Origin of the sequence: Mesorhizobium onobrychidis (genome assembly GCF_024707545.1) — a bacterium.
Classification (GTDB): Bacteria; Pseudomonadota; Alphaproteobacteria; order Rhizobiales; family Rhizobiaceae; genus Mesorhizobium; species Mesorhizobium onobrychidis.
On the sequence record NZ_CP062229.1, the window covers coordinates 5840671 to 5860831 of the forward strand.

Annotated in this window: 17 protein-coding genes; 2 read left to right on the plus strand and 15 right to left on the minus strand. The window is 57.9% G+C overall.

Annotated features, from left to right (window positions below):
• Positions 1-3: 3 nt before the first annotated feature.
• The 6 genes from cysN to IHQ72_RS28900 all read right to left on the minus strand — a co-directional run bounded on the left by cysN (position 4) and on the right by IHQ72_RS28900 (position 8676).
• Complete coding sequence (gene cysN / locus IHQ72_RS28875) at positions 4-1941, minus strand: sulfate adenylyltransferase subunit CysN (RefSeq protein WP_258118861.1); 1938 nt, start codon at positions 1939-1941, stop codon at positions 4-6.
• A gap of 2 nt (positions 1942-1943) precedes the next feature.
• Positions 1944-2849 carry a sulfate adenylyltransferase subunit CysD gene (gene cysD / locus IHQ72_RS28880; protein WP_095492359.1) on the minus strand — a complete coding sequence of 302 codons (906 nt, stop codon included), beginning with the start codon at positions 2847-2849 and terminating at the stop codon, positions 1944-1946.
• Between the two features lie 407 nt (positions 2850-3256).
• Positions 3257-4576 (minus strand): O-antigen ligase family protein, encoded by a 1320-nt coding sequence (locus IHQ72_RS28885; protein WP_258118864.1) that lies wholly within the window; start codon positions 4574-4576, stop codon positions 3257-3259.
• Positions 4573-5832, minus strand: coding sequence for a tetratricopeptide repeat protein (locus tag IHQ72_RS28890; RefSeq protein WP_258118865.1), 1260 nt, complete (start codon positions 5830-5832; stop codon positions 4573-4575). Before IHQ72_RS28890 ends, IHQ72_RS28885 begins: the two co-directional genes overlap by 4 nt.
• Complete coding sequence (locus tag IHQ72_RS28895) at positions 5720-8095, minus strand: GumC family protein (RefSeq protein ID WP_258118866.1); 2376 nt, start codon at positions 8093-8095, stop codon at positions 5720-5722. Before IHQ72_RS28895 ends, IHQ72_RS28890 begins: the two co-directional genes overlap by 113 nt.
• A 53-nt stretch (positions 8096-8148) precedes the next feature.
• Complete coding sequence (locus IHQ72_RS28900; protein WP_258118868.1) at positions 8149-8676, minus strand: polysaccharide biosynthesis/export family protein; 528 nt, start codon at positions 8674-8676, stop codon at positions 8149-8151.
• On the opposite strand from IHQ72_RS28900, the gene IHQ72_RS28905 reads away from it, so the two are divergent.
• Positions 8660-8911: a hypothetical protein gene (locus IHQ72_RS28905; RefSeq protein ID WP_258118869.1), complete on the plus strand. Its 252-nt coding sequence runs from the start codon at positions 8660-8662 to the stop codon at positions 8909-8911. The two genes, IHQ72_RS28900 and IHQ72_RS28905, sit on opposite strands and share 17 nt — an antisense overlap.
• Before the next feature lie 25 nt (positions 8912-8936).
• On the opposite strand, the gene IHQ72_RS28910 is transcribed toward IHQ72_RS28905, so the two are convergent.
• The 7 genes from IHQ72_RS28910 to IHQ72_RS28940 form a co-directional block, all read right to left on the minus strand.
• Positions 8937-9746, minus strand: a complete 810-nt coding sequence (locus IHQ72_RS28910) for a tyrosine-protein phosphatase (protein ID WP_258118870.1) — start codon at positions 9744-9746, stop codon at positions 8937-8939.
• 392 nt (positions 9747-10138) lie between these two features.
• A complete protein-coding gene (locus tag IHQ72_RS28915; RefSeq protein ID WP_258118872.1) occupies positions 10139-10795 on the minus strand; it encodes a hypothetical protein in 657 nt (218 codons plus the stop codon).
• 237 nt (positions 10796-11032) lie between these two features.
• On the minus strand, positions 11033-11497 hold the full coding sequence (locus IHQ72_RS28920) for a hypothetical protein (RefSeq protein ID WP_258118874.1): 465 nt from the start codon (positions 11495-11497) through the stop codon (positions 11033-11035).
• Between the two features lie 124 nt (positions 11498-11621).
• On the minus strand, positions 11622-13862 hold the full coding sequence (locus tag IHQ72_RS28925; protein WP_258118876.1) for a mannose-1-phosphate guanylyltransferase/mannose-6-phosphate isomerase: 2241 nt from the start codon (positions 13860-13862) through the stop codon (positions 11622-11624).
• Complete coding sequence (locus IHQ72_RS28930) at positions 13859-15034, minus strand: glycosyltransferase family 4 protein (protein ID WP_258118877.1); 1176 nt, start codon at positions 15032-15034, stop codon at positions 13859-13861. Before IHQ72_RS28930 ends, IHQ72_RS28925 begins: the two co-directional genes overlap by 4 nt.
• Positions 15031-16005, minus strand: coding sequence for an NAD-dependent epimerase/dehydratase family protein (locus tag IHQ72_RS28935; RefSeq protein ID WP_258118878.1), 975 nt, complete (start codon positions 16003-16005; stop codon positions 15031-15033). The genes IHQ72_RS28930 and IHQ72_RS28935 overlap by 4 nt, the downstream gene beginning before the upstream one ends.
• The gene (locus IHQ72_RS28940; protein WP_258118879.1) at positions 16002-16808 is read right to left on the minus strand and encodes a class I SAM-dependent methyltransferase; all 807 of its coding nucleotides are present in this window, start codon (positions 16806-16808) and stop codon (positions 16002-16004) included. Before IHQ72_RS28940 ends, IHQ72_RS28935 begins: the two co-directional genes overlap by 4 nt.
• A gap of 398 nt (positions 16809-17206) precedes the next feature.
• Between IHQ72_RS28940 and IHQ72_RS28945 the strand changes: the two genes are divergently transcribed.
• Entirely contained in the window at positions 17207-18055 is an 849-nt protein-coding gene (locus IHQ72_RS28945) for a hyaluronidase (protein ID WP_258118885.1), read from the plus strand.
• A 63-nt stretch (positions 18056-18118) separates the two neighbouring features.
• Here the strand turns inward: IHQ72_RS28945 and IHQ72_RS28950 are convergent, their stop codons facing one another.
• Complete coding sequence (locus IHQ72_RS28950; protein ID WP_258118887.1) at positions 18119-19195, minus strand: glycosyltransferase family protein; 1077 nt, start codon at positions 19193-19195, stop codon at positions 18119-18121.
• Between the two features lie 21 nt (positions 19196-19216).
• A complete protein-coding gene (locus IHQ72_RS28955; RefSeq protein ID WP_258118888.1) occupies positions 19217-19957 on the minus strand; it encodes a methyltransferase domain-containing protein in 741 nt (246 codons plus the stop codon).
• Positions 19958-20161: the final 204 nt, after the last annotated feature.

A 20161-nucleotide genomic window follows, 5' to 3' on the forward strand; every position in this document is an offset into this window, starting at 1 on the left:
TCGTCAGATGCCGCCGCCGCTATCATATTGGTTTTCGGCAATGTCGCGCTCGTTCAGCCAGAGTTCCAGGGCCTCTACCATCTCCTCGGCAGACTTGCCGAGTGTCTTGAGATGGATTTCGGGGTTTTCCGGGGCTTCATACGGTGAATCGACGCCGGTGAAATTTTTGATTTCGCCATTCAACGCCCGCGCATAGAGACCCTTTGGATCGCGTCTGGCGCATTCCTCAAAGGGTGTATCGACAAACACCTCGACGAATTCACCGTTGGCCATCAATTCCCTGGCCATGCGCCGCTCGGCGCTGAAGGGCGAAATGAAGGAAACGATGACGATCAGCCCGGCATCGGCCATCAGGCGCGCCACTTCCGCAACGCGGCGAATGTTTTCGACGCGGTCGGCGTCGGTGAAGCCAAGATCGCGATTGAGGCCGTGGCGGACATTATCGCCATCCAGGATGTAGGTGTGGCGGCCGGTGGCGAACAGCTTCTTCTCGAAAAGGTTGGCGATGGTCGACTTGCCCGAACCTGAGAGCCCGGTGAACCAGAACACGGCAGGCCGCTGGTTCTTCAGATCGGCGCGGCCGTGCTTGCCGACATCGAGCGATTGCCAGTGGATGTTTTCGGCGCGGCGCAGCGAATGCAGGATCATGCCGGCGCCGACCGTGGCGTTGGTGATGCGGTCGATCAGGATGAAGGCGCCTGTCGTGCGGTTCTCGGCGAACGTATCGAAGGCGATCGGCGCCCGCGTCGAGATGTTGCAAATGCCGACCTCGTTCAATTCGAGCGACTTGGCCGCCTCATGAGCAAAGTCGTTGACGTTGACGCGGTATTTCAGGTCGGTGACGGTGGCGCTGGTCTGATCGGTCTCGGTCCGCAGGATATAGGAGCGGCCCGGCAGCAGCGCGTGCTCGTCGAACCAGACGATGTTGGCGGCGAACTGATCGGCGACCTGCGGCCGCGCCGACGGTGACACCAGCATATTGCCGCGCGAGACCTCGACCTCGTCGTCGAGGACAAGGGTGATGGCCTGGCCGGCGACCGCTTGGCTCAGATCGCCGCCATGCGAGACGATGCGCCTGACATGAGAAGACTTGCCGGATTTGGCGACAACGACCTCGTCGCCTGGTGAGACGGAGCCGGACGCAATCGTGCCGGCAAAACCGCGAAAATCGAGATTGGGGCGGTTCACATACTGCACCGGAAAACGGAACGGCAGTTCGACAACGGCTTCATCGACCGATACGGTTTCCAGATGTTCGATCAGCGTCAGCCCGGAATACCATTCCGTCTTGTCCGAGCGTCTGGTGACGTTGTCGCCGTACCGGGCAGACATCGGGATGGGCACGATCGTCTCGAAGCCGAGCTTGTGCGAGAACTGCCTGAAATCCTCGATGATCCGTTCGAACACGGCCTTGTCGAAGCCGACGAGATCGATCTTGTTGACGGCCAGGACGATGTGCCGGATTCCCAGCAGCGAGGCGATGATCGAGTGGCGCCTGGTCTGGCGCAGCACGCCCTGCCGGGCGTCGATCAGCACGATGGCCAGATCGGCGGACGACGCGCCCGTCGCCATGTTGCGCGTGTACTGTTCGTGGCCGGGCGTGTCGGCAACGATGAATTTGCGTTTCGGCGTGGCGAAAAAGCGATAGGCGACATCGATGGTGATGCCCTGCTCGCGCTCGGCCTCGAGGCCATCGACCAGCAGCGCGAAATCAACGTCGTCGCCCGTCGTCCCGTGCTTGCGCGAATCACGTTCGAGCGCGGCAAGCTGGTCCTCGAAAATCTGCTTGGTATCCGAAAGCAGGCGCCCGATCAGCGTCGACTTGCCGTCGTCCACCGAACCGCAGGTCAGGAAGCGCAGCAGCGACTTTTGTTCCTGTACCGCCAGATAGTCGCGAATGCCGTCGGTGGGCGCGAGGCTATCGGCCGTGATGTGGCGCATGCTCAGAAATACCCCTCGCGCTTCTTCTTTTCCATCGAGCCGGCTTCATCACGGTCGATCAGGCGGCCCTGCCGTTCGGAGGTGCGCGCCGTCAGCATTTCGCCGACAATGGCCTCCAGCGTATCGGCGTCGGATTCGATCGCGCCGGTCAGCGGATAGCAGCCGAGCGTGCGGAACCGCACCAGCCGGTTCTCCACCGTCTCGCCGGGACGCAGTTCCATACGGTCGTCATCCTTCAGAATGAGCATGCCGTCGCGTTCGACGACCGGTCGCTCCTTGGCGAAATAGAGCGGCACGATCGGGATGTCTTCCTGGAGAATGTACTGCCAGATATCGAGTTCGGTCCAGTTCGATAACGGAAACACCCGGATCGACTCACCGGTCGCGATGCGGGTGTTGAATATCTTCCACATCTCCGGCCGCTGGTTCTTCGGATCCCAGACGTGCTGGGCGTTGCGGAAGGAGAATATCCGCTCCTTGGCGCGCGATTTCTCCTCGTCGCGCCGCGCCCCGCCGAAGGCTGCATCGAAGCCGTATTTGTCGAGCGCCTGCCGCAGCGCCACGGTCTTCATCACATGCGTATGGGTGTTCGAGCCATGGTCGAAGGGATTGATGTTGTCGCGCACACCATCCTCGTTGACATGGACCAGGAGATCGAAGCCGAGCTTTTGCGCCATCTGATCGCGAAAGGCGATCATCTCGCGGAATTTCCAGGTCGTGTCGACGTGGAGAAAGGGAAAGGGCGGCTTGGCCGGATAAAACGCCTTCATGGCAAGATGCATCAGCACGGAGGAATCCTTGCCGACCGAATAGAGCATGACCGGCTTGGCGAAGGCCGCCGCTACCTCGCGAAAGATATGGATGGATTCAGCCTCAAGCCGCTGAAGGTGCGTAAGCGCGATATTCATGGACTGTAAGCGTTCTCTTGTGCCAATCCAGACCTTGCATCGATGCATCAGGCGCAATTTTCAGCGGCCCGGTTCAAGCTTCACTTCTGGACAATGTGTCTTCGTGCGGGCCTTCTAGCAGATCGCCATCGTTTATAACAATGCAAGACAGGCCTGCCCTGGGGTGGTTCGGGAATGAATTTTCCACGCGGGGACCAGAACCCGGAAATTCCTGCTCAGCGGGCGATGGGCTTGGCGGCCCAAGAAAAATATTCCTGAAGGGCCGAGATCAGCCTGTGCGGCACTGGGACAATCGCAATCCTCTTCTGGACGCAGTCCTGATGATCTTCCTGGTTTCCGCGACATATCCCGGGTCAGGACGCTACCACCTGCCGCTGATGGAAGAGCGGAGCCGTCGCCGAGAGGCGCTACGACGAAGCGCCGATCGGAACAAACAACTTGTCACCGTTGTGGTCGATCTCGATCAATTCGTTCTTCTGGGCCGAACGGACTGCAAATCCTTTGTGGAAGATAATGGCGTTCATAAAGGCGAACGTCATTGCAAGCGCCTCGGTCCGCAATGGATAATCGACGAGTGAATGGATGAGAAGAAAAGACACCGAGAGAAACGCCGCCTTTTGAAGGGGATCGCGACGAACTTTTGTAAGCGCCACAAATAGCATTACGAAATAAAGCGCCATTAACAGGACAGCAAGAGCTCCGCCTTCGAAAGCTATTTCGAGATATTCATTGTGAGCATGATTTACATATTGCTTGAAAATCATCTCTTCCTTTTCATATATCTGGTAGGCCTTTTGAAAATTTCCGAACCCAACGCCGGTTGCCCAATTCTCTTTGATCCCCTCAATGGTGGTGCGAGCAAACTCTCCTCGCCCGAAAGCTGGATCGATCGCGTCGGCCTCGATCTTCGTCCATGCGCCTATCGTATAGGCCGAAAGTCCTATGAAAACGGCAAGGATGCTGAGCCCGCTCACCCTGGAACGCGCTGAAAGAAAGACTACGGACAGTACGGTGATAGCTAATCCGATCAGAACGCCGGCACGCGAACCGGCGGCCAAAAGGAGCAGCAAAAGCGTGGCCAGCCCGAGCGATCCGGACAAGAGATGTCCTCGGAACAGACCGTAATAAGCGACAAAGGGGACCGACACAAAAAGTAATGCCGCAAAATGATTCTCGTTGGCAAAAAGCCCGGCGTTGATCGTGAAAGGCAACAATCCCTCTATGGCGATGTCATCCGAGAGCGAATATTGAATCGCGCCTGCCAAGCCGTTGCAGATAACACCCATAAAAAAGAACGGCAGAAGCGCACGGACCTGCTCGACGCGCAAACGCAATACGCTCAAAAAAAACGCCGCCAATGCCACCAGATACAACAGACATTCGATCGTCCGTCCAACGCCGACACTGACGAAACGAAATCGGGTTTCTCCAACCAGCCCGGAATCTGCGAGCAACGGCTCCGGTCGCAATCCGCTGAATATAGCCGCAGGCAGCGGAACAATTTGCAAAATCACCAGCGCCACAGCGAACATAAGCAGCCACAGAACAGAATGGGGGATTCTTTGGCCAGAGGTCTGTGAAAAGACCGCCGCCGCCGAGACAATTGCCGCGACCTCAATCAGCGTGTCCGTGTAAAGGCCGCTTGCAGTGCCACCGCCGATCAGCAGCGATATAAACAGAACCGATCCGAGGAGATATTTATCCCATTCCGATGGCCGGTCGCTCAAGATGAAAGTCTCTCGATGCTCAATTTGTGCATTACCAACGTGCCGACATATCGAAAGCGCCAGCTCTCGGCAATGGCGGCAGTTTCCAGCTTCAATAATTGCATGGGGCACCCAGCCGGTCCAACCGAAAAATCCAGACTGAGCGCCTTACGATTATATGTACCCTCCGGAATATTGAACCGCGCTATTTCGCTGGCCGACCCCACGCATCTGATGGACCAGAACAACTCCTTTGGAAGCTTCAGATTTCTTGCAGACGCAGCCAGAGAAATCTTGTAGGAGCCTGGAGGCAGTTGGATATCCTGCTGAAGAGCAGTGTTCTTGACGGGCGTATTTAGGAAACGGACCGTCGCTCCACCCTCACCTTCGACCGCATCTTGGGATGTTGCAAACGTAACTTCCAGGCCCGACTGATCGCCGACCTGCCAATCAAAAGGCTTGCCGCTAGACACAGGCTCGAATGTGCCGTTGAAAATGTATCCGCCCAATTTCCGTTCTTGATCGGACAGACTGAAAAGAAACAAGCGATACGCTTGTTCATATTCTTTCTGACGAATATAGCCGTGGATCACATAGGACAATTCGCTCGAGTTCGGTGGCGCACTTGACCCAGTCAAATCGAGCAGCAGCCGATTTGCGAAATCGAGCCCGTCGGGGGTTTTGCCCAGCGCGACCAATAGATTGGCTCTCCAGGGCGCCGCGGCCCTGATTGCTGCCAGCACAGCCTGGTATCCATCTGGGTTCGAGAGGATTGTCGGCAGCCCCTCGGCGATTTCAGGAAATTGATCTGGCCATCGTCGCAGCAAAATATCGATCTCGCCGACAGCTTTTGAAAGATCGCCTGTTTCGATCGAGCGGCCTATCGACCTCTGGAGCGCGTGGATTTCAGTCTTGGATAATTTTCGAGCTTGATCGAAGAATTCATAGGCCTGGTTTTTTTCACCCTGTCGGTACTTGATCTCGCCGATCAGGCTGTAGAGACGTGCGTCCGCAAGATCAAAGCGAAGCGCGCTTTCGGCCTTGGCAAGCAATGCGTCGAGATCGGGAGCGTTGCTTGTATCGTTCAGGTCGTCTGCAATCTCGCCCGTCAAGGCATTGACGTTCAACGGATCCAGCGCGAGGGAAACGGTTGGCGTTTCGGTTTCAAGAAATCGACTTAGCCCGATCGACGAAGCCGCCAACGCTAGCACGGATGCGACGAACCAAACGCCTGAACGCCGGAGATTTTGCATAAGCGGGCTGGTCTGCTCCGTCATCGACTTTGCCCTCAATTTTCTGGGTGCCGTAGTCGTAATACTGGTAGTTCATATATTTATAGGCGTAGTTGTAGTCGAACTTGTTCACTGCAAACTTCGACATCGCGGCTCCGACCACGTTCGCGCCGGCAGCTCGCAGGCGCTTCAACGCCGTCTTCGCCGACTTGCGTGTCACCTGGTTGGTAGAGATGACCATCAATGTTCCCTCGGCAAGCCGGCTGAGAATGGGGGCATCTGAAAGGCCGACGATCGGCGGGGCATCGATTATGACAAGATCGAAGCGCTTGCCGAGATTGGTGATGATCAGCGCCATCTTCGGTGAAGAGAGCAGGTCAGCGGGGTTCGGCGGGATCGTTCCGGAAGTCAGAACGGTCACATTTGGGTATTTCGTCGCCCTGAAGATGCTTGCCAGATCCTCTTTGCGAACGGTGTTCGTCAGCAGATTGCTCAGTCCGATTGTGTTGTCGAGGCCAAACAGCCGGTGAAGATTTGGCTTTCGCAGATCGCCGTCGACAATGAGGACCCTTGCACCGAGCGCGGCAAAATCCTGCCCGAGCTTGAACGACGTTGTCGACTTGCCTTCCGAGGGTTCCGAACTCGTGACCAGCAGCGATCGCGGCGCACCTTCGGCACCGGAGAACTGCAACGACGTTCGAAGCGAACGGTAGGCTTCGGACAGTCCTGATTTCTGATCGGCGATGCTGGCTATGAGTTCCCGGTCATCGACAAGCGGCAGGATGCCGAGCATCGCCAATCCCAATTCCTTTTCGACCTGCTCAGGATTGGTGAAGGTGTTGTTCAACAACTCGATGATATAGATAATTGATGCACTCAGAGCTATGAAAAGAAACAGAGCGATCGCAATATTAATGGTCAATCGCGGAGAATAAGGGCTGCCAGGCTGTGTTGCGAAATCAACGATTGCGGCACTTTGTGACTTGAGCTCTGAGCTGACGCCAACTTCGTTCAGCTTGGCAATAAGGCTGTCATACTGCGACCTATTGGAATCAACCTCGCGCTTCAGGATCGTGTATTTGATGTTTTTGTCGTTGAAGATAACCTGCTGCATCTCCATCTCGGCGAGCTTTGACGTGAGGTCGGCTTCCTTGTTCTGAGCTTCCTGGTATTTCTGTCGCAGCGAATCGGTTATAGTCAAAACGCCATTGTTATAAAGGCGTTGCAGCTCCTTGATCTGCGACTGAAGCTGCTGCATTTCCGGAAAACCAGGTTTCAATATGCCCAATTTTTGTTGATACTGGCTGGTCAAATCCGCCAGTTTGTCGCTGAGCTTCTGCAGGCCTTCGCTCTCCAGGACTGGGCCGAGGCTCGCCCCGCGACCTTTGTCTATCTGTTCCACCACCCGGCCGGCATCGAGACGTTCCTGGATTGCTGTCGCGAGCGCCGTGTTCAAAGCCTCGATATTCGATCCAATCAGCGACTTTTCGTCGCCGGTTATCGTGATGCCCGTATCCTTTGCGTAGGCGACGAGTTCCTCCTCCGACTTCTGCAGCTTTTGCTTGACCTGCAAAACCTGTTCCTGGATGAACTGCCGTGCCAGGTCTGAGGTTTCGCTGGTCTGATCGAGGCGCTGGTCGATAAAACTCTGCGCAACCTGATTGGCTATATCGCTTGCATATTTCGGTTTCTGGTCGGCAAACGTAATCGACAGCAGGCTGGTGTTGGGGACCAAATTGACTGTGAGGTCACCTCGAATGCGACCGATTGCAATCGCCTCACGTTCCTCCGGGGTTGTCTCTTCAATGGAAGGCGATTTGGAAATTCCGAACGCACGATAGAAAATATTGCTAAGCGAGAAGTCCGGCGTCGGAAACAGGAAATCCGGCTTTTCGCTAAGCCCTAGTTGGAACACCACGCGCTGCGCCAAAGCCCGGCTTTTCAGCTTTTCCCGGGCGGTTTCAAAGACCAGATAGTCGTCGCTGGCTTCAGAAACCACTTCAATGTCCTTGAAGACCTTGGCCGATGGAACCAGCACTTCCAGTTGCGCTGTTGCCCGATATTTTGGCGTCTGCATCATGGTGACGACGATGCCGGCGACAAGCCCGGCCGCCGCCATCATGACGATCAGCCACCGATACTGGACGGCGTAAAACAGCAGCTTGAGCGGATTGAAGCCCTCGTCCTGCTCCGCGTAGTCGCGACCGTACGGGCTATAGTTTTGCGCACCGTCATAATACAGGTCGGCAGACAAGGCTTGGCCATGCCCTGGACCTGCGATTTGATGCTGCCTGTTACGATCGAGCATGGTGCGTGGCAACCTTGGGTTTGTCTCTGTGCAGAATTCTGACCGACCGTGATTTACAATCCAGGGACTACGGCAAGTCTCGCCGCACTTGATGCAACTCCGAGAGCGTCCTTGAGATTGTTCATCGCAATTTTCGATTTCGAGGCGAAGACGACAATCTTGTCGCCGCCATAGATGCGTGGATTGCGGCTCTTGCCGGCGCGAATTTCCTCCACATTGTAATTTGCGACCAATGTGTTTGGGCCGATATTGCGGTAGACAAACACCTTTTTTGCATCGCCAACGGCATTGAACCCTCCAGCAAGAGCGATCGCATCGATGAGAGAAGAATTGCTCGACACCGGAAAAATACCGGCCCTGGTGACTTCGCCGTCGACGGTAATGCGCTGTCCGATCGATTCCTTGATGTAGACCGACACATCGGGCGACTGCAGATAGTTGGCCCCGTAGGCCGTTTCGATTTCCTGCTCAAGCTGACGGACGGTCTTCCCTGCCGCGGTGACGGTCCCGATAAGTGGAAGCGAAATTTGCCCACCGGCGTCGACTTGAACGGTTCTGTTCAGATTGTCGACCTGGAACACATTCACCTCGAGCACATCGTTCGGCGACAAAGGCTGCTCATTGCCGTTCTGGGAGTTCTGCGGCGCAGGCAGTTCCTTTACGACCTGCAGGGCACCGCCGCCCGAGAGCGGCGCCGACGATGACGTCAGTTGCAGCGCATCGACCGAAGTCGGCGAAGACGATGTCGTCGACGAGGTGCTCGTGCAGGCAGACATCGTGAGCGAAGCGAGCAAGACACATATCGCGCCCGTATAGCTTTTTGCGAAATGAAAAACGCCCATTACGCGGTCCCACCCTTCAACAAGCGACCCAATCCTGCAAAGCGACCGACGTTGCCGGGGCTTGGCTTTTTCGAGCGTGCCTTTCCGACCGGCTCGAGAGGCCGGTTCGCCAATATTTCGCCTGGACGTTTCAACACCATGTTGCGGGCCTCATCTTCCCCACATCGCTTCGCCGCCGCGGCGATGGCCTGCGTAAGCCCAGGTCGCCGGCGGGTGGCGCCATGGGTGTCCGATGCGATAATATCCACCCTGCCTTCGTCAATCAGCTTTTCCGAATAGTAAAGCGCCGTGCGTCCGAAAGCACCAACAATCGAGTCTGCCGTAAGCTGAACAAGGCAGCCGATTGCATTCAACCTCTCGACAACATCGTAATTCGTCTTGATCCAGGTCAGCCGCTCAGGATGGGTAAGAATCGGAATGAACCCGGCGTTTATGAGGCGCAGAGCAAGATCTTCCAGTCTTGGCGGTAGAACGTGATGCGGCGGTTCGAATAGAAAATAACGCGACCTGTTCAAGGTCGGCACGCTACCCAGCGCCAATTGCTCCGGAAGATCCGGCGCTACATGCACGTCGGCGCCAACGTAAAGAGTAAGCGGTATTGCGGCGCGGCGTAGCGCCTGCTCCAACTCTTGAACCGCACGGGCAATATTTGCCGATCCGTTTTCGTACATGCCTGGCACGATATGCGGCGTACACGCCATATGGGTCGTTCCATCTGCCACTGCCAGCCGCGCCATTTCCAGCGATTCAGCCAGGCTGGGCGAGCCGTCATCAAGACCGGGCAAGATGTGGGAATGCAGGTCGATCATTGGCGTTTGTGGCCGCATTGAAGCAACGTAGCAACTTCTCCCAGATATCAGGCAAGTGCACCATCCGCGCGATAGCGAATGAGGCATTTGCCAAGTCCACGCAATGCGGTAGATGCCGGATTCAAGCTATTCGCTGACAGCGCTATCGTCATCTTGCAAGCTAATGATCAGCGTTGCCGCGCCACCTGTCACAGTGCCACGTGGTCGGGTCGGGCGAGACGAATCGCCCAAGACGAAGCGCATTCAGCTTCAACTCAAGTGATAGAGTGGAATGATTAATGAATTCCATCAATAGTCCGACTCCAGCGCGCCAAGGCCAAGGCACAGAGGCGTCGGCAATACAATACGGCAGAGGCAGTCACATGCCTCTGCCGGTATTGCCTTAACTGCGCTTAACGGCTGACAGCGCCGCCGTCGCCGTCATCCTGCGTTGCAGCAAGGACACCAGCGCCAAGACCCATGCCCCCAAAAATAAAGAGCGGGGTGTTGGACCGGGCGCCGCCCGGGGCAATCTGCCCCGTATGCTCAGGGCTCACACCAACGGCGGCCGTCTGCTCGGAGCCCACGACCTTCAGGCAGATATTGTTCTCGACACGGGAAATGTCGAGGCTTGAATTCGCCGGCACATCCAGGTTGCAGCCACCGATATTGACGGAAGCCGATCCCCTGGCTCCGACCACTATGCGGCTGCCGAAATCCAGAGCATTTCCCGCCTTGGCCGGGCCATAGCCGGCGGCCTGCGAAACCATTACGTCGCCATTGGCGTGCCCGATGGAACCAATCGAATTCGCCGCTCCCTGGTAAGGGGTCGTACAAGTGCATGGCGTTTCCTGAGCGAAAGACGAAACCGGGCCGAAGCCGATCGAGGCGACAAATCCGGCCAACGCACTTTTAACTATAACGTTCATTCGTTTCGATCCTTTTTGTCCCGCCGCACCTCGGCCCCGCCCAAGTACCAAGGTATTGACCAAGCGCGTAACAGCTTTTTGCTTTGATTCCAACCTGTTTGGCATTTGCGAGATGACTTTTTGGCTTCCGCTGTGTTTCATTGGACACACTCACCTGGCAGCTTTGAACTTAGCATTTTTCGCTGCGGGCCCCTCTGGAATTGTCGGAAATCAGGTCTATTTCGTGGCCTTTGAATGGCCGCCATCGCGCCGTGCTTCCTACAGGATTATGGTCGACTCTGTTTGACGTTATCGCACATCCCTGCCTTTCGTTTTATGACACGCGATTCGTGGAATGACGGCCGCGAGGGCAGTTAGCGAAGCCGTGAGCTACGAACCCTATAAGCAAGGTTTGTAGGTCGAACCCGCCTGCGCGGGCTGTCCGCACAAGATGCCATTCTCGGCAAGTTTGGCGGCCAAATCCGCGCCATCGGACGTGAGGCATTGCACAACGATGGCATCACCAAACTTTGAGGCGACATTGCCGTCGCAAGGCGTCCCCTTGCCGACCGGCTTGCAGGTCAGGGCGAGCCCTTGGTAGTCCCGGCGCGCCGCCTCCGTTACCATCGCACGCATGGATCGCGGCTTGGTAAACGCCACGCCGCACAACACAATCTTGCGGCCGGCGACGCGAAGATCATCGACCGCCTGGATAGAAAGCTTGCCGTCAAACGGCTCAAGCGCCGCTTGCGGCCTGGGGGGTTGCGAACGAACAGGCGTCCCTTTTTTCACGATGATGGCAAAGAAGCCAACCGCAAATGCCAAGGCAAGGAGTGCCAACAAGCTTATTTTCTTGAACGACAAAAATCCTCACTCCCGTCGCGGCCAAGCACGTGTCTCTATCACCTCTGGCGGAGACGTCCGGACGACTCACCGTCGCCTGGTCGCATCCATTTCAATCGAAGAAACTTCTATTCCGTCAACTGCTCTATCGAGATTCGCCGACCGTGCTGTCGAGATATTGGGTCAGCGCACAGACCAGGTGGTAGAAGATACTTGCCGGCACATCGGTCGCCAGCGAGCGGCCGCGTTCGTCGATCCGGTCTATCCACAGGCCGAGCGGTGCCGGATTGATGTGCCAACGGAACAGGCGACCGACACGCGCTTCGATCTCGGGCTTGAGATCGGGACCGCCTGAACCGTCCAGTGCAATCGCTGCCTTGATTGCTTCCGCCTGCGGCCAACTGCGCGAGACAAGGTCGAGCGGCAGGCCTTGCCGCGAGACGGCGCCATAGGCGAGGCCGGTGGCGCGATTGAGGCCGTTGGCGATGGCCGAGGCATAGAGCTTTCTGGCAAAGCCGGTCAGGTCACTTTGGCCGCTGCGCCCGGTGAAGTCGACCAGCAGCGAGGCCCATTCGAAATGATGGCCGGGTTCCGTCCATGTACCTTTCTCGCTCTCTGCCGGCCTCCACTCGGCATCGAAATATTCGCCCAGCGTCCAGCTTTCCGGATCGAAGAAATGGCTGCGAAACAGATCAACGATGCGCGCGGCGCGGCGAAGATAGGCGAGCTCGCCGGTCGCTTGATGCCAGGCCAGAAAAGCCTCGAGCAGATGCATGTGCGGGTTGGAACGGCGTTCGCCCGCGCCGCTCGACGTTTCGAGAAAGCCGGTCATGCGGTGATCCTCGAGATGCGCGTCGAGAAACGAAAACGTTTCTTCGGCAAGCCGCAATGCATCAGGATTGCCGACCATATGGGCATGCGCCAGCGCCAGGAGCACGCAGGCATGATCGTAGGCATCCTCGACGGCGTCGGCGACCGTGCCGTCGACATTGAGCGTGCGCACCCAGCCGCCATTGTCGGTGCGGCCGTTCCTGGCCATGAATTCGAGGCCGTGGCTGATCAGCCGGTCGGCAGGCCCGTCCCAGCCGCGAGCCTTGGCGACAGCGAAGGCGTAGACTTGCCTGGCCATGGTGCGCATGCGCTTGGGCTTCATCAGCGGTGTGGCGTCAAAGCCGAGCGCCTCGTGGAAACCGCCGTGGCGCTCATCGACCCCGACGGTGGACCACAGCGGCACCGTTTCTTCGAACAGCCAGTGATGCACACGGCGCCGCCAGGCGCCGCTTTCGATGACGCGGTCGCCGGCGGGTGTGAACCTGGTTTCCAGTCGGCCGCTCTTTTCGAGCTGCTCGACGATCTTCTTGACGTTCTGGCTGCGGCTGACCGGGGCGACGAAGGTGGCATCGGCGGTCGAGACGATGGCAACGTCCCTCAAGCCGATGGCAGAGAGCAAGCGACTGTCGCTACGGATGTAGGAGTTCTCGCAGTCGATGGCGACGACATCGCCGACGATGACGTTGCCGTCATTGTCGGACGGACCGACATCGAGCAGTGATTGCCATGAACCGAGATCGTTCCAGCGGAAGCCGGCCGGCACCATGGCGATGTGGCTGGCGCGCTCCATGATCGCATAGTCGATCGACGTCGACGGAATGGCGGCGTAGAGTTCCAGAGGCATGTAGAGACCGGAAAGATCTGACGTCGCCGCCTGATAGGCAAGTTCGGTGGCCTTCCAGATCTCGGGCTCGAAAGCCGTGAAGGCGTCGCGCATGGCGCTGGCGCGAAACAGGAAGATGCCGGTGTTCCAGTAGAAATTGCCGGCCGCCAAATAGCTCTGCGCGGTTGCGAGGTCTGGTTTCTCGACGAAACGCGAGACATCGTAGATGCCATCCTTCTCGCCGGCGACCTCGATATAGCCGTAGCCGGTCTCCGGCTGGCCAGGCTTGATGCCGAACACCACCAGCCGGCCGGCACGCGCCGCGCCGGTGCCGTTTTCCACGCTCTGCCAGAATTGCCGTGCGGTCGTGATCTCATGATCGGACGGCACCACCAGCACCAGGCTGTCGCCATATTCGGACAAGGTGCGCAGGGTCGCCAAGGCAACGGCGGCGGCAGTGTTGCGGCCGGTCGGCTCGAACAGGGGCCCGCCGCCGGAAAGGTCGAGGCCGGCGAGATCGGCGTGGACGAGGTCGGCGTGCCGCTCCGATGCAATAAGGAAGACCGGCGTTTCGCCCTTCGGCCGCGCCGTCAGCCGGCGCAACGTCTTGGCCAGCATCGAGCCATCCCCCGAAAAATCGTGGAACTGCTTGGGGTTGTCCTCGCGCGACAGCGGCCACAGCCGTGAGCCGATACCGCCACTCATGACAAAACTGACGATCCGCTCGGTCATGGGGTGACACCTCTGACATTTTCGAACATTGCAAGGAGCGCTGCTGCGTAGTCTCGGCGGCGCATTTGTTGCCGGCTTTGCAGCACGGCAACACTGTCGCGAGCTAAGCGTGGGCGCTGCCCGGCTTCCAGGAGTCGCTGCGCCAGCGCTTCTGCACTATCGGGTGCGAAGAAAAGCGATTCCGGCGCCTGCTCGCGATGCAGTGGAATGTCGGACAGCAGCATCGGCGTGCCCAGCGACTTCGCTTCCTCGACCGTGGTCGACCACCCCTCGAAGTGAGACGGGTTGAGAAGATAGTCCGTGGCGCCGATCAAGGCGAGGACGTCATCATAGGGAATTAGTCCGAGGTGTCGAAAATGGCTTCCAAGTCCATCCATTTCGGCACGATCCATCAGGCGCTTGAAAAATGTCGGATCGCGCGGATCCGTGGTGCGCCCCGTGAGGATTATCGGCGGCAAGGAGCCCAGCGCCCCGATTTGGTCTATATGCTTCAACGCCTCTATGACCAGCCTATGGTTCTTGTGGATCCAAAACTGGTTGGGGAGAAAGAAGAAACGCGCGGGCAGACCATGTGCCTGGCGCGCCTCATCGGCACGCGCCAGGATGGCACCGGGATCGAGATCGATAGCGAAACGCACGACAGCGGTCTTGTTGCGCGAGGTCGGATAGAATTTTTTGCAGTCCGCCAGCGCGTCCCCGCTCGAGAGCATTATAGTGCGATTCCCGGACGTCTGCAGGCGATAGCCGAAATCCCTGCGCCACCAGGCGCTACGCGGAAAGAGGTGCGGCAGGCGACGGTGCTGGAAATCCGGAACCCAGGAAACGACCGGCACTGGAAACCGGTTGCCGAACCACTGGGCGACTTCAAACACGACATCTATGCCTTGCGCAGCGACAAGATCCGCGAAGGCACGGTCACTTCCGCCAGCAAGTGCGATCAGCCCTCGCCTGCCGAGCCCGGCCCCCGTGACCCGGTCATCAACAATAGCAGGCGCAGCCAACATATGATCGAAGGACGCACCAACGCTTGAATGCTGCTCAGGTGTAAGAAACAGTTTCGCCTGCACCTTACCACGCAACTCAGAGGCGACGACGCTCAGCATGTTGCGTAGATAGGACTCGCCGCCTGACCAGGTTCCGCGGCCGATGAGAGTGAAGCCGACGGTAATCAAGGCGCGGAGCGTCGCAGATGGCCGACCGGTTCGGCGAGAATTTCAGCGCGATACCAATCGACGTAGCCGGCAAGGCCCCTGCCGAGCGGCACCTGCAACTGATGCCCCTCCGGGACGCCGGACGGATCCGATATCAGATTGACAGGGTCGCCCCGCCGGGATTCTCCAGTAAACGAGAGGCGATGGTTCCCTCCCCAGGCCTCCAAAACCATGCTGGAAATCGTGCTGACGGACGCAGGAGCGCCCGCACCGCCATTATAGACGGCGAAGCGCGGTTCGCCTTCAGGCAAAATGCGATGGATCAACCGCACGATATCCGAGACATGATGCCAATCCCTCATTTCCGCACCTGTGCCGCCAAGCACAATGTCGGTTTCGCCTGCCGCGAGCCGTCCGCAGAGATCCCAGAGCAGTTGCTTGCGCAACCCCTCGCCATAGACCGAAAAGAGGCGAGCCACCGAGACTGGCTGGCCGTATGCGGCACAATATGACCGGCCAAGCTCCTCAACCATACGTTTGTGATAGCCATAGGGAGAATAGGGATCGAGCGCCGCGTCGACCCTGATCGAACCGGCATGCCCGCCGCCATAGACTGCAGCGGACGATGCAAGAACGACAGGTGCATCGGGTGCGTGGCGGCGCAAGAAATCGAGGACACGAGCCGCAGAGACAACGCTTTGTTCAAAGTCCTTCAGGGGCTCGGCAATCGACTGGCCGACCGTTGCGCCACCCGCCAAATGATACACGGCTGATGGGCGACCATGCGCTGCCAGAGCCGCATCCATTGTTTCCACGGCGATGCCACCGGGAAAGAATACGCCGCCGGTCGCCAACGCAAAACCCGGTGCTTGTTTTCGACCGAAGCCGATGACATGGCACCCCTTTTGAGCAAGAAAACGAGCGAGGTGCAGGCCGATGAAACCGCCGGCTCCAGTCACCCAGACAGGCTTAACCTCTTTTGATTGTGTCAAGAAATCAGTCCTTCCCCTGCTTGTGGCAAAGGCCCGTGCTTGTGGCAAAGGAAAGAGACCAGGCGTCCAGGCCGGCGGTCAAGCGAGGCGGCGACCCTGGCGACGACACCAAAGGGCACAGGCGAAAGAGCCAGGCGAACAACCGGGGAAAACGGACCAAAGATTTTGGCGAGCCTGTCGCGAATCTCGGATGGTGTCATTGGGTCATAGTTCACGACGGACTGGAACGAGATCAATTCGCGATCGATCGTCAGCCCGGCCCCCTCGATTGCAGCGCGGTAACCCGCCAGCGTAAAGGCGTTCTCTCCACCGTAGAGATGATGAAGCGGGTGTGCGCGCAGGAAAGGCTCGAGTTGCTGCGGCCCGGAGACCACGTGGTCACGCAACGACAGCACCGTCGCGCCTTCGCGAGAGAGACGCGCCATTTCGCGGCAGAAAGCCGGAAGATCATGGGCATGATGAAGCACCTGCCGTGCGACGACCAAATCATAGCCTGCCGCGGACAACGGGATCGCCTCCCCAAACGCTTCGACCACATCGATAGGCGTGCCTGTGCTTTCAGCAAGCGCCCGGATCGCAGCGGCACCGACGAGTGCGCTCGGATCAGGCTCAACTGCGGTTACCGACCACCCTTCGCGCGCCAGGGCGTAGGAGAGTATGCCGTTGCCGGCGCCAAGATCGAGAGCACGGCCCGCCTTGCGCGGGATCATGCTGCAAACCGCGTCGAACTCCGCGCTTTCGTGATAGCGCTGTGCGGCCACGACCGGATCATCAAAATAGGCGGCGCGGGCGAGTTCCTTCATCGAAGGCTCGCTCATGCACCAGCGGACAGCGTCCTCCCAAGTCATGGCCATTTCAGGCATCGAGAAGAAACCCTCTGCCGGATTCCCGGTGCCGGATTTCCGGCAAAAACTGCATAAGGCGGCACGTCCTTGGTCAAAACGATCCCGATCTCCCATCAGATTTGTCAGATTGCCCACGACAAGCCGCCAAGGCGAGCTTGATGAACACGGAAGCGCGTTCGGTCATAGGCTCGCATGCTCCGCCCGTCCACCGTTTCAGTTGGATAATTTCCTGCGTCGTTGCTGATCACCTGGAAGCACCGCATCTCGATCACGTTTCGGTCAGGAAGTTGTTCGAAGCGTCGAGCTAAGCTACCGTTTCTTGGCTCGTCAAGTTTAGGTCGATAGGAGTTCGAACCATGCGAATCTCGGTCGCGAAAAAACACCGAATACCAAGCATCATGTTTTTCAAGGCGGTATTCTGCGTAGCGTGCCTTTTAACCGGCCTATGGCCTGCGACCGCGCAGACGCATGCACCGTTCAAGCTTTTCGAGGCTCTGGCGTTCACCGGCGGACCACCCAAGTTTCGCTCGTTCGGTTTCGAACATCTTACGATCGCAGACCCTCATGTTCTGGGACTAGACGTTCCAGACGCCGGCCAAGTGCAGCGAGCATTGGCATTGCCGAGGAGCAACGAACATCTCAATATCGACATTGAAAATTGGCCCTTGACTGGCCCGGATCAAGCTTCGTCCATCGCGAAATACCGGAAGACGCTCAGCGCCTTCAGGAAGGCAGACCCGGGCGTCAAGCTGGGCCTCTATAGCGTGTTGCCACTCAGGGATTATTGGCGAGCGATCGGTCATGAGGGCGCTGCTGCGCTGGACAACTGGAAACAGCAGAATACAATCATCGCGTCCTCCCTCGTTCCCCACATCGATGCGCTCTACCCCTCCCTCTATACGTTTTATGGCGATAAGGACGCCTGGGTGGCCTATGCGCAAGCCAACCTTGAGGAGGCACGAAGAATCTCACAAGGAAAACCAGTCTACTGCTTCCTGTGGCCGCAATTTCATAAGACGGTTGCCTTCCTGCCTGGCGACCTCTGGTATGCCCAACTGGACACTTGCAGGAGGCTGGCCGACGGGGTCGTCATATGGGGCACGATGCGTGGCGGCCCGAGCGATGGGCCAGCGAAATGGGATGAAAAAGCGGAGTGGTGGCAGGCTACGCTGAAATTCCTTCGAGAACAGGGCAAGATTCGATAGTCCGAATTGCTTTTCACTTACTCCACAGCGATTGGAGCAATTCGCCGGAGGATCGAACGTCCACTATACCAATTCAAGAAACCGCTCGAATTGACGTTTTTTGCTGTATTCTTCACGAATTGCGCGGTTGCCTGCCCAACCGATCCTATCCCAGCCTCCGTCGTCCAACCGCCGTTCGATTGTTTTCGATACGTCCTCCGGTTGGTTGTAGAGGACCATGGTTTCCCCATCGCGCATCGGTGCGGGATAGTTACCTGCGTCAGAGACCAGCAGAGCGCCGGCACCCATGGTTTCGAAACAGCGCATATTGCCACGGTCTGGACCAGCCATGTCGATCGAGGCATTGACGACGACCTTGGCCCTTCCGAGCTCCGTGTACATTGCGCGACCGAATACAGGAGGCGCGCTGACGCTGCGGATCGTACGCGGGCGGCGCACCGCATTCAGAGGACCAAACCAGCCCAGCGGCGTCTCGGCGAGTGGCGTGAAGCGCGACAGATCCAAATGGAAGACGACGCGGCGCCGGCTGGAAAGACCTGCGACTGCTTCCAATATGTGCCTCCGGCGCTGATGATGGCGACTGTACCCACCGAAGAAAAGCACATCGATATCCCTGTTCCGATTTGCGGCCATAGTGTCAAGCTCCGGATCGTGAGCAGGAAAGAAGTGGGCCGTCTTGGCGCCCTGCTCCTCCCAAAGCCTTAGCATTGACGGAAAATTGCAAACGACAAGATCATAACCGGAAAAGTCAATCCTGCCTGGTGCGGCGCGCCAGGCGATTCTTCGTTTCACATGCCCAGGCAAGCGGCGCACAAAAGAGGCGTCGTAACGAAACGGGTCGAGATTGTAGAATACGTCCGCCTTGTGATGCTCGATCTGGGCAAGAAGAATGTCGGCCAGTGGCGTATCTTCGCCAAGCCCGTTTTCGCGCGCCCACGCCCGCTGCAGAGACTCGTCATCGCCATTCGTAAAAAAAGTTTCGGGACTGCGGTCGAGCACGGGCAAGAGGATATGTGCCGCACCGTAGCGGTCTTTCAGAAACACGTCCTTCTGCTGCTCGAACCCACTGATCCCCGCGACGAGATCGGCAAGGCGGGGGCGATAGCTTGAGGCGATTCCAGAATTTTGAAAAAGTCGCATGGTCTTGCTCTTGCTGATGATCTAGTGCGTCGGTTTTCTAGCGCTTATGACGAAGCCGGAACAGAAGATCCGCCAGTTCAGGACTGCGCACAGATTCTCGAACAAAGCGACGGAAAGGTAGGCAGGTAAAAAGAACGCGAAATAATCGCTGGCCCGGTAAAATGGTCTGACGTCGACCTGCTCGAATCCCTGGCCGCGAAACAGCTTGGTCATACCCGAAGGAGAGCAATGGTCGAAAAAGGCGCGGTAACCGGTAACTCCGACCGCCGACGGCCTGAGATACGGGATCAGCCACTTTTGCATGACCGGTCCGACGATCCGCAATGCTACCGAATAGGGATGCCACTTCGACGGGATATAGTGGTGCATGACGCCACTGGGCCTCAACAATAAAAACATCGAACGCGCCGCTGCCTTGTTGTTCGGCACATGCTCCATCAATGTGATCGAAATGAGCATGTCAGCTTCGACTTCGACCGGCTGTTCGATCGACTGGACAACAAACTGATCGTAGATGCGATAGCAGTCCGGCTTTTCCTCGATGTCGAGACCGATATAGGTGAATTCGGCACTCCGCACTAGAAGCGGCCGGTCGATCCCGCCGACCTCAAGGATCGCCGACGGCCTCAGGCGCGCAACGTCCTCGGCGATACGACGCTCAAGCTCAGCTTTGTAAGACGGCGCGCCGAAAATCCCGGGAAAGTGGCGTTCCAGCCATGCTGCCGCGCACCTGTTCCAGCCAATAAACGTCCTGAGAATCACCGTACACCTTTCCTGCCAAACCGGTCGCAAACCGCCCATCGAAAATGGATCAGCCTATAGTGCTCCACGCCCTGCATTGTTGGCGATAAACTCCAAATCAGAATTCAGATACCAAATCTGGATGAGTGGCAGAACTCGATTTTCGGAGCGCTCGGTGAACGCCTTGGACATTTCCCAAGGCCGGTTCTAGCAGGCTGTGAGGAA

Bases quoted from the DNA above. Each gene is read 5' to 3' on its own strand.
- IHQ72_RS28910 (WP_258118870.1), bottom strand. From the start codon at position 9,746: ATGATCGACCTGCATTCCCACATCTTGCCCGGTCTTGATGACGGCTCG.
- IHQ72_RS28940 (WP_258118879.1), bottom strand. From the start codon at position 16,808: ATGAAGGAACTCGCCCGCGCCGCCTATTTTGATGATCCGGTCGTGGCC.
- IHQ72_RS28895 (WP_258118866.1), bottom strand. From the start codon at position 8,095: ATGCTCGATCGTAACAGGCAGCATCAAATCGCAGGTCCAGGGCATGGC.
- IHQ72_RS28925 (WP_258118876.1), bottom strand. From the start codon at position 13,862: ATGACCGAGCGGATCGTCAGTTTTGTCATGAGTGGCGGTATCGGCTCA.
- IHQ72_RS28915 (WP_258118872.1), bottom strand. From the start codon at position 10,795: ATGAAACACAGCGGAAGCCAAAAAGTCATCTCGCAAATGCCAAACAGG.
- IHQ72_RS28890 (WP_258118865.1), bottom strand. From the start codon at position 5,832: ATGACGGAGCAGACCAGCCCGCTTATGCAAAATCTCCGGCGTTCAGGC.
- IHQ72_RS28945 (WP_258118885.1), top strand. From the start codon at position 17,207: ATGCGAATCTCGGTCGCGAAAAAACACCGAATACCAAGCATCATGTTT.
- cysD (WP_095492359.1), bottom strand. From the start codon at position 2,849: ATGAATATCGCGCTTACGCACCTTCAGCGGCTTGAGGCTGAATCCATC.
- IHQ72_RS28950 (WP_258118887.1), bottom strand. From the start codon at position 19,195: ATGCGACTTTTTCAAAATTCTGGAATCGCCTCAAGCTATCGCCCCCGC.
- cysN (WP_258118861.1), bottom strand. From the start codon at position 1,941: ATGCGCCACATCACGGCCGATAGCCTCGCGCCCACCGACGGCATTCGC.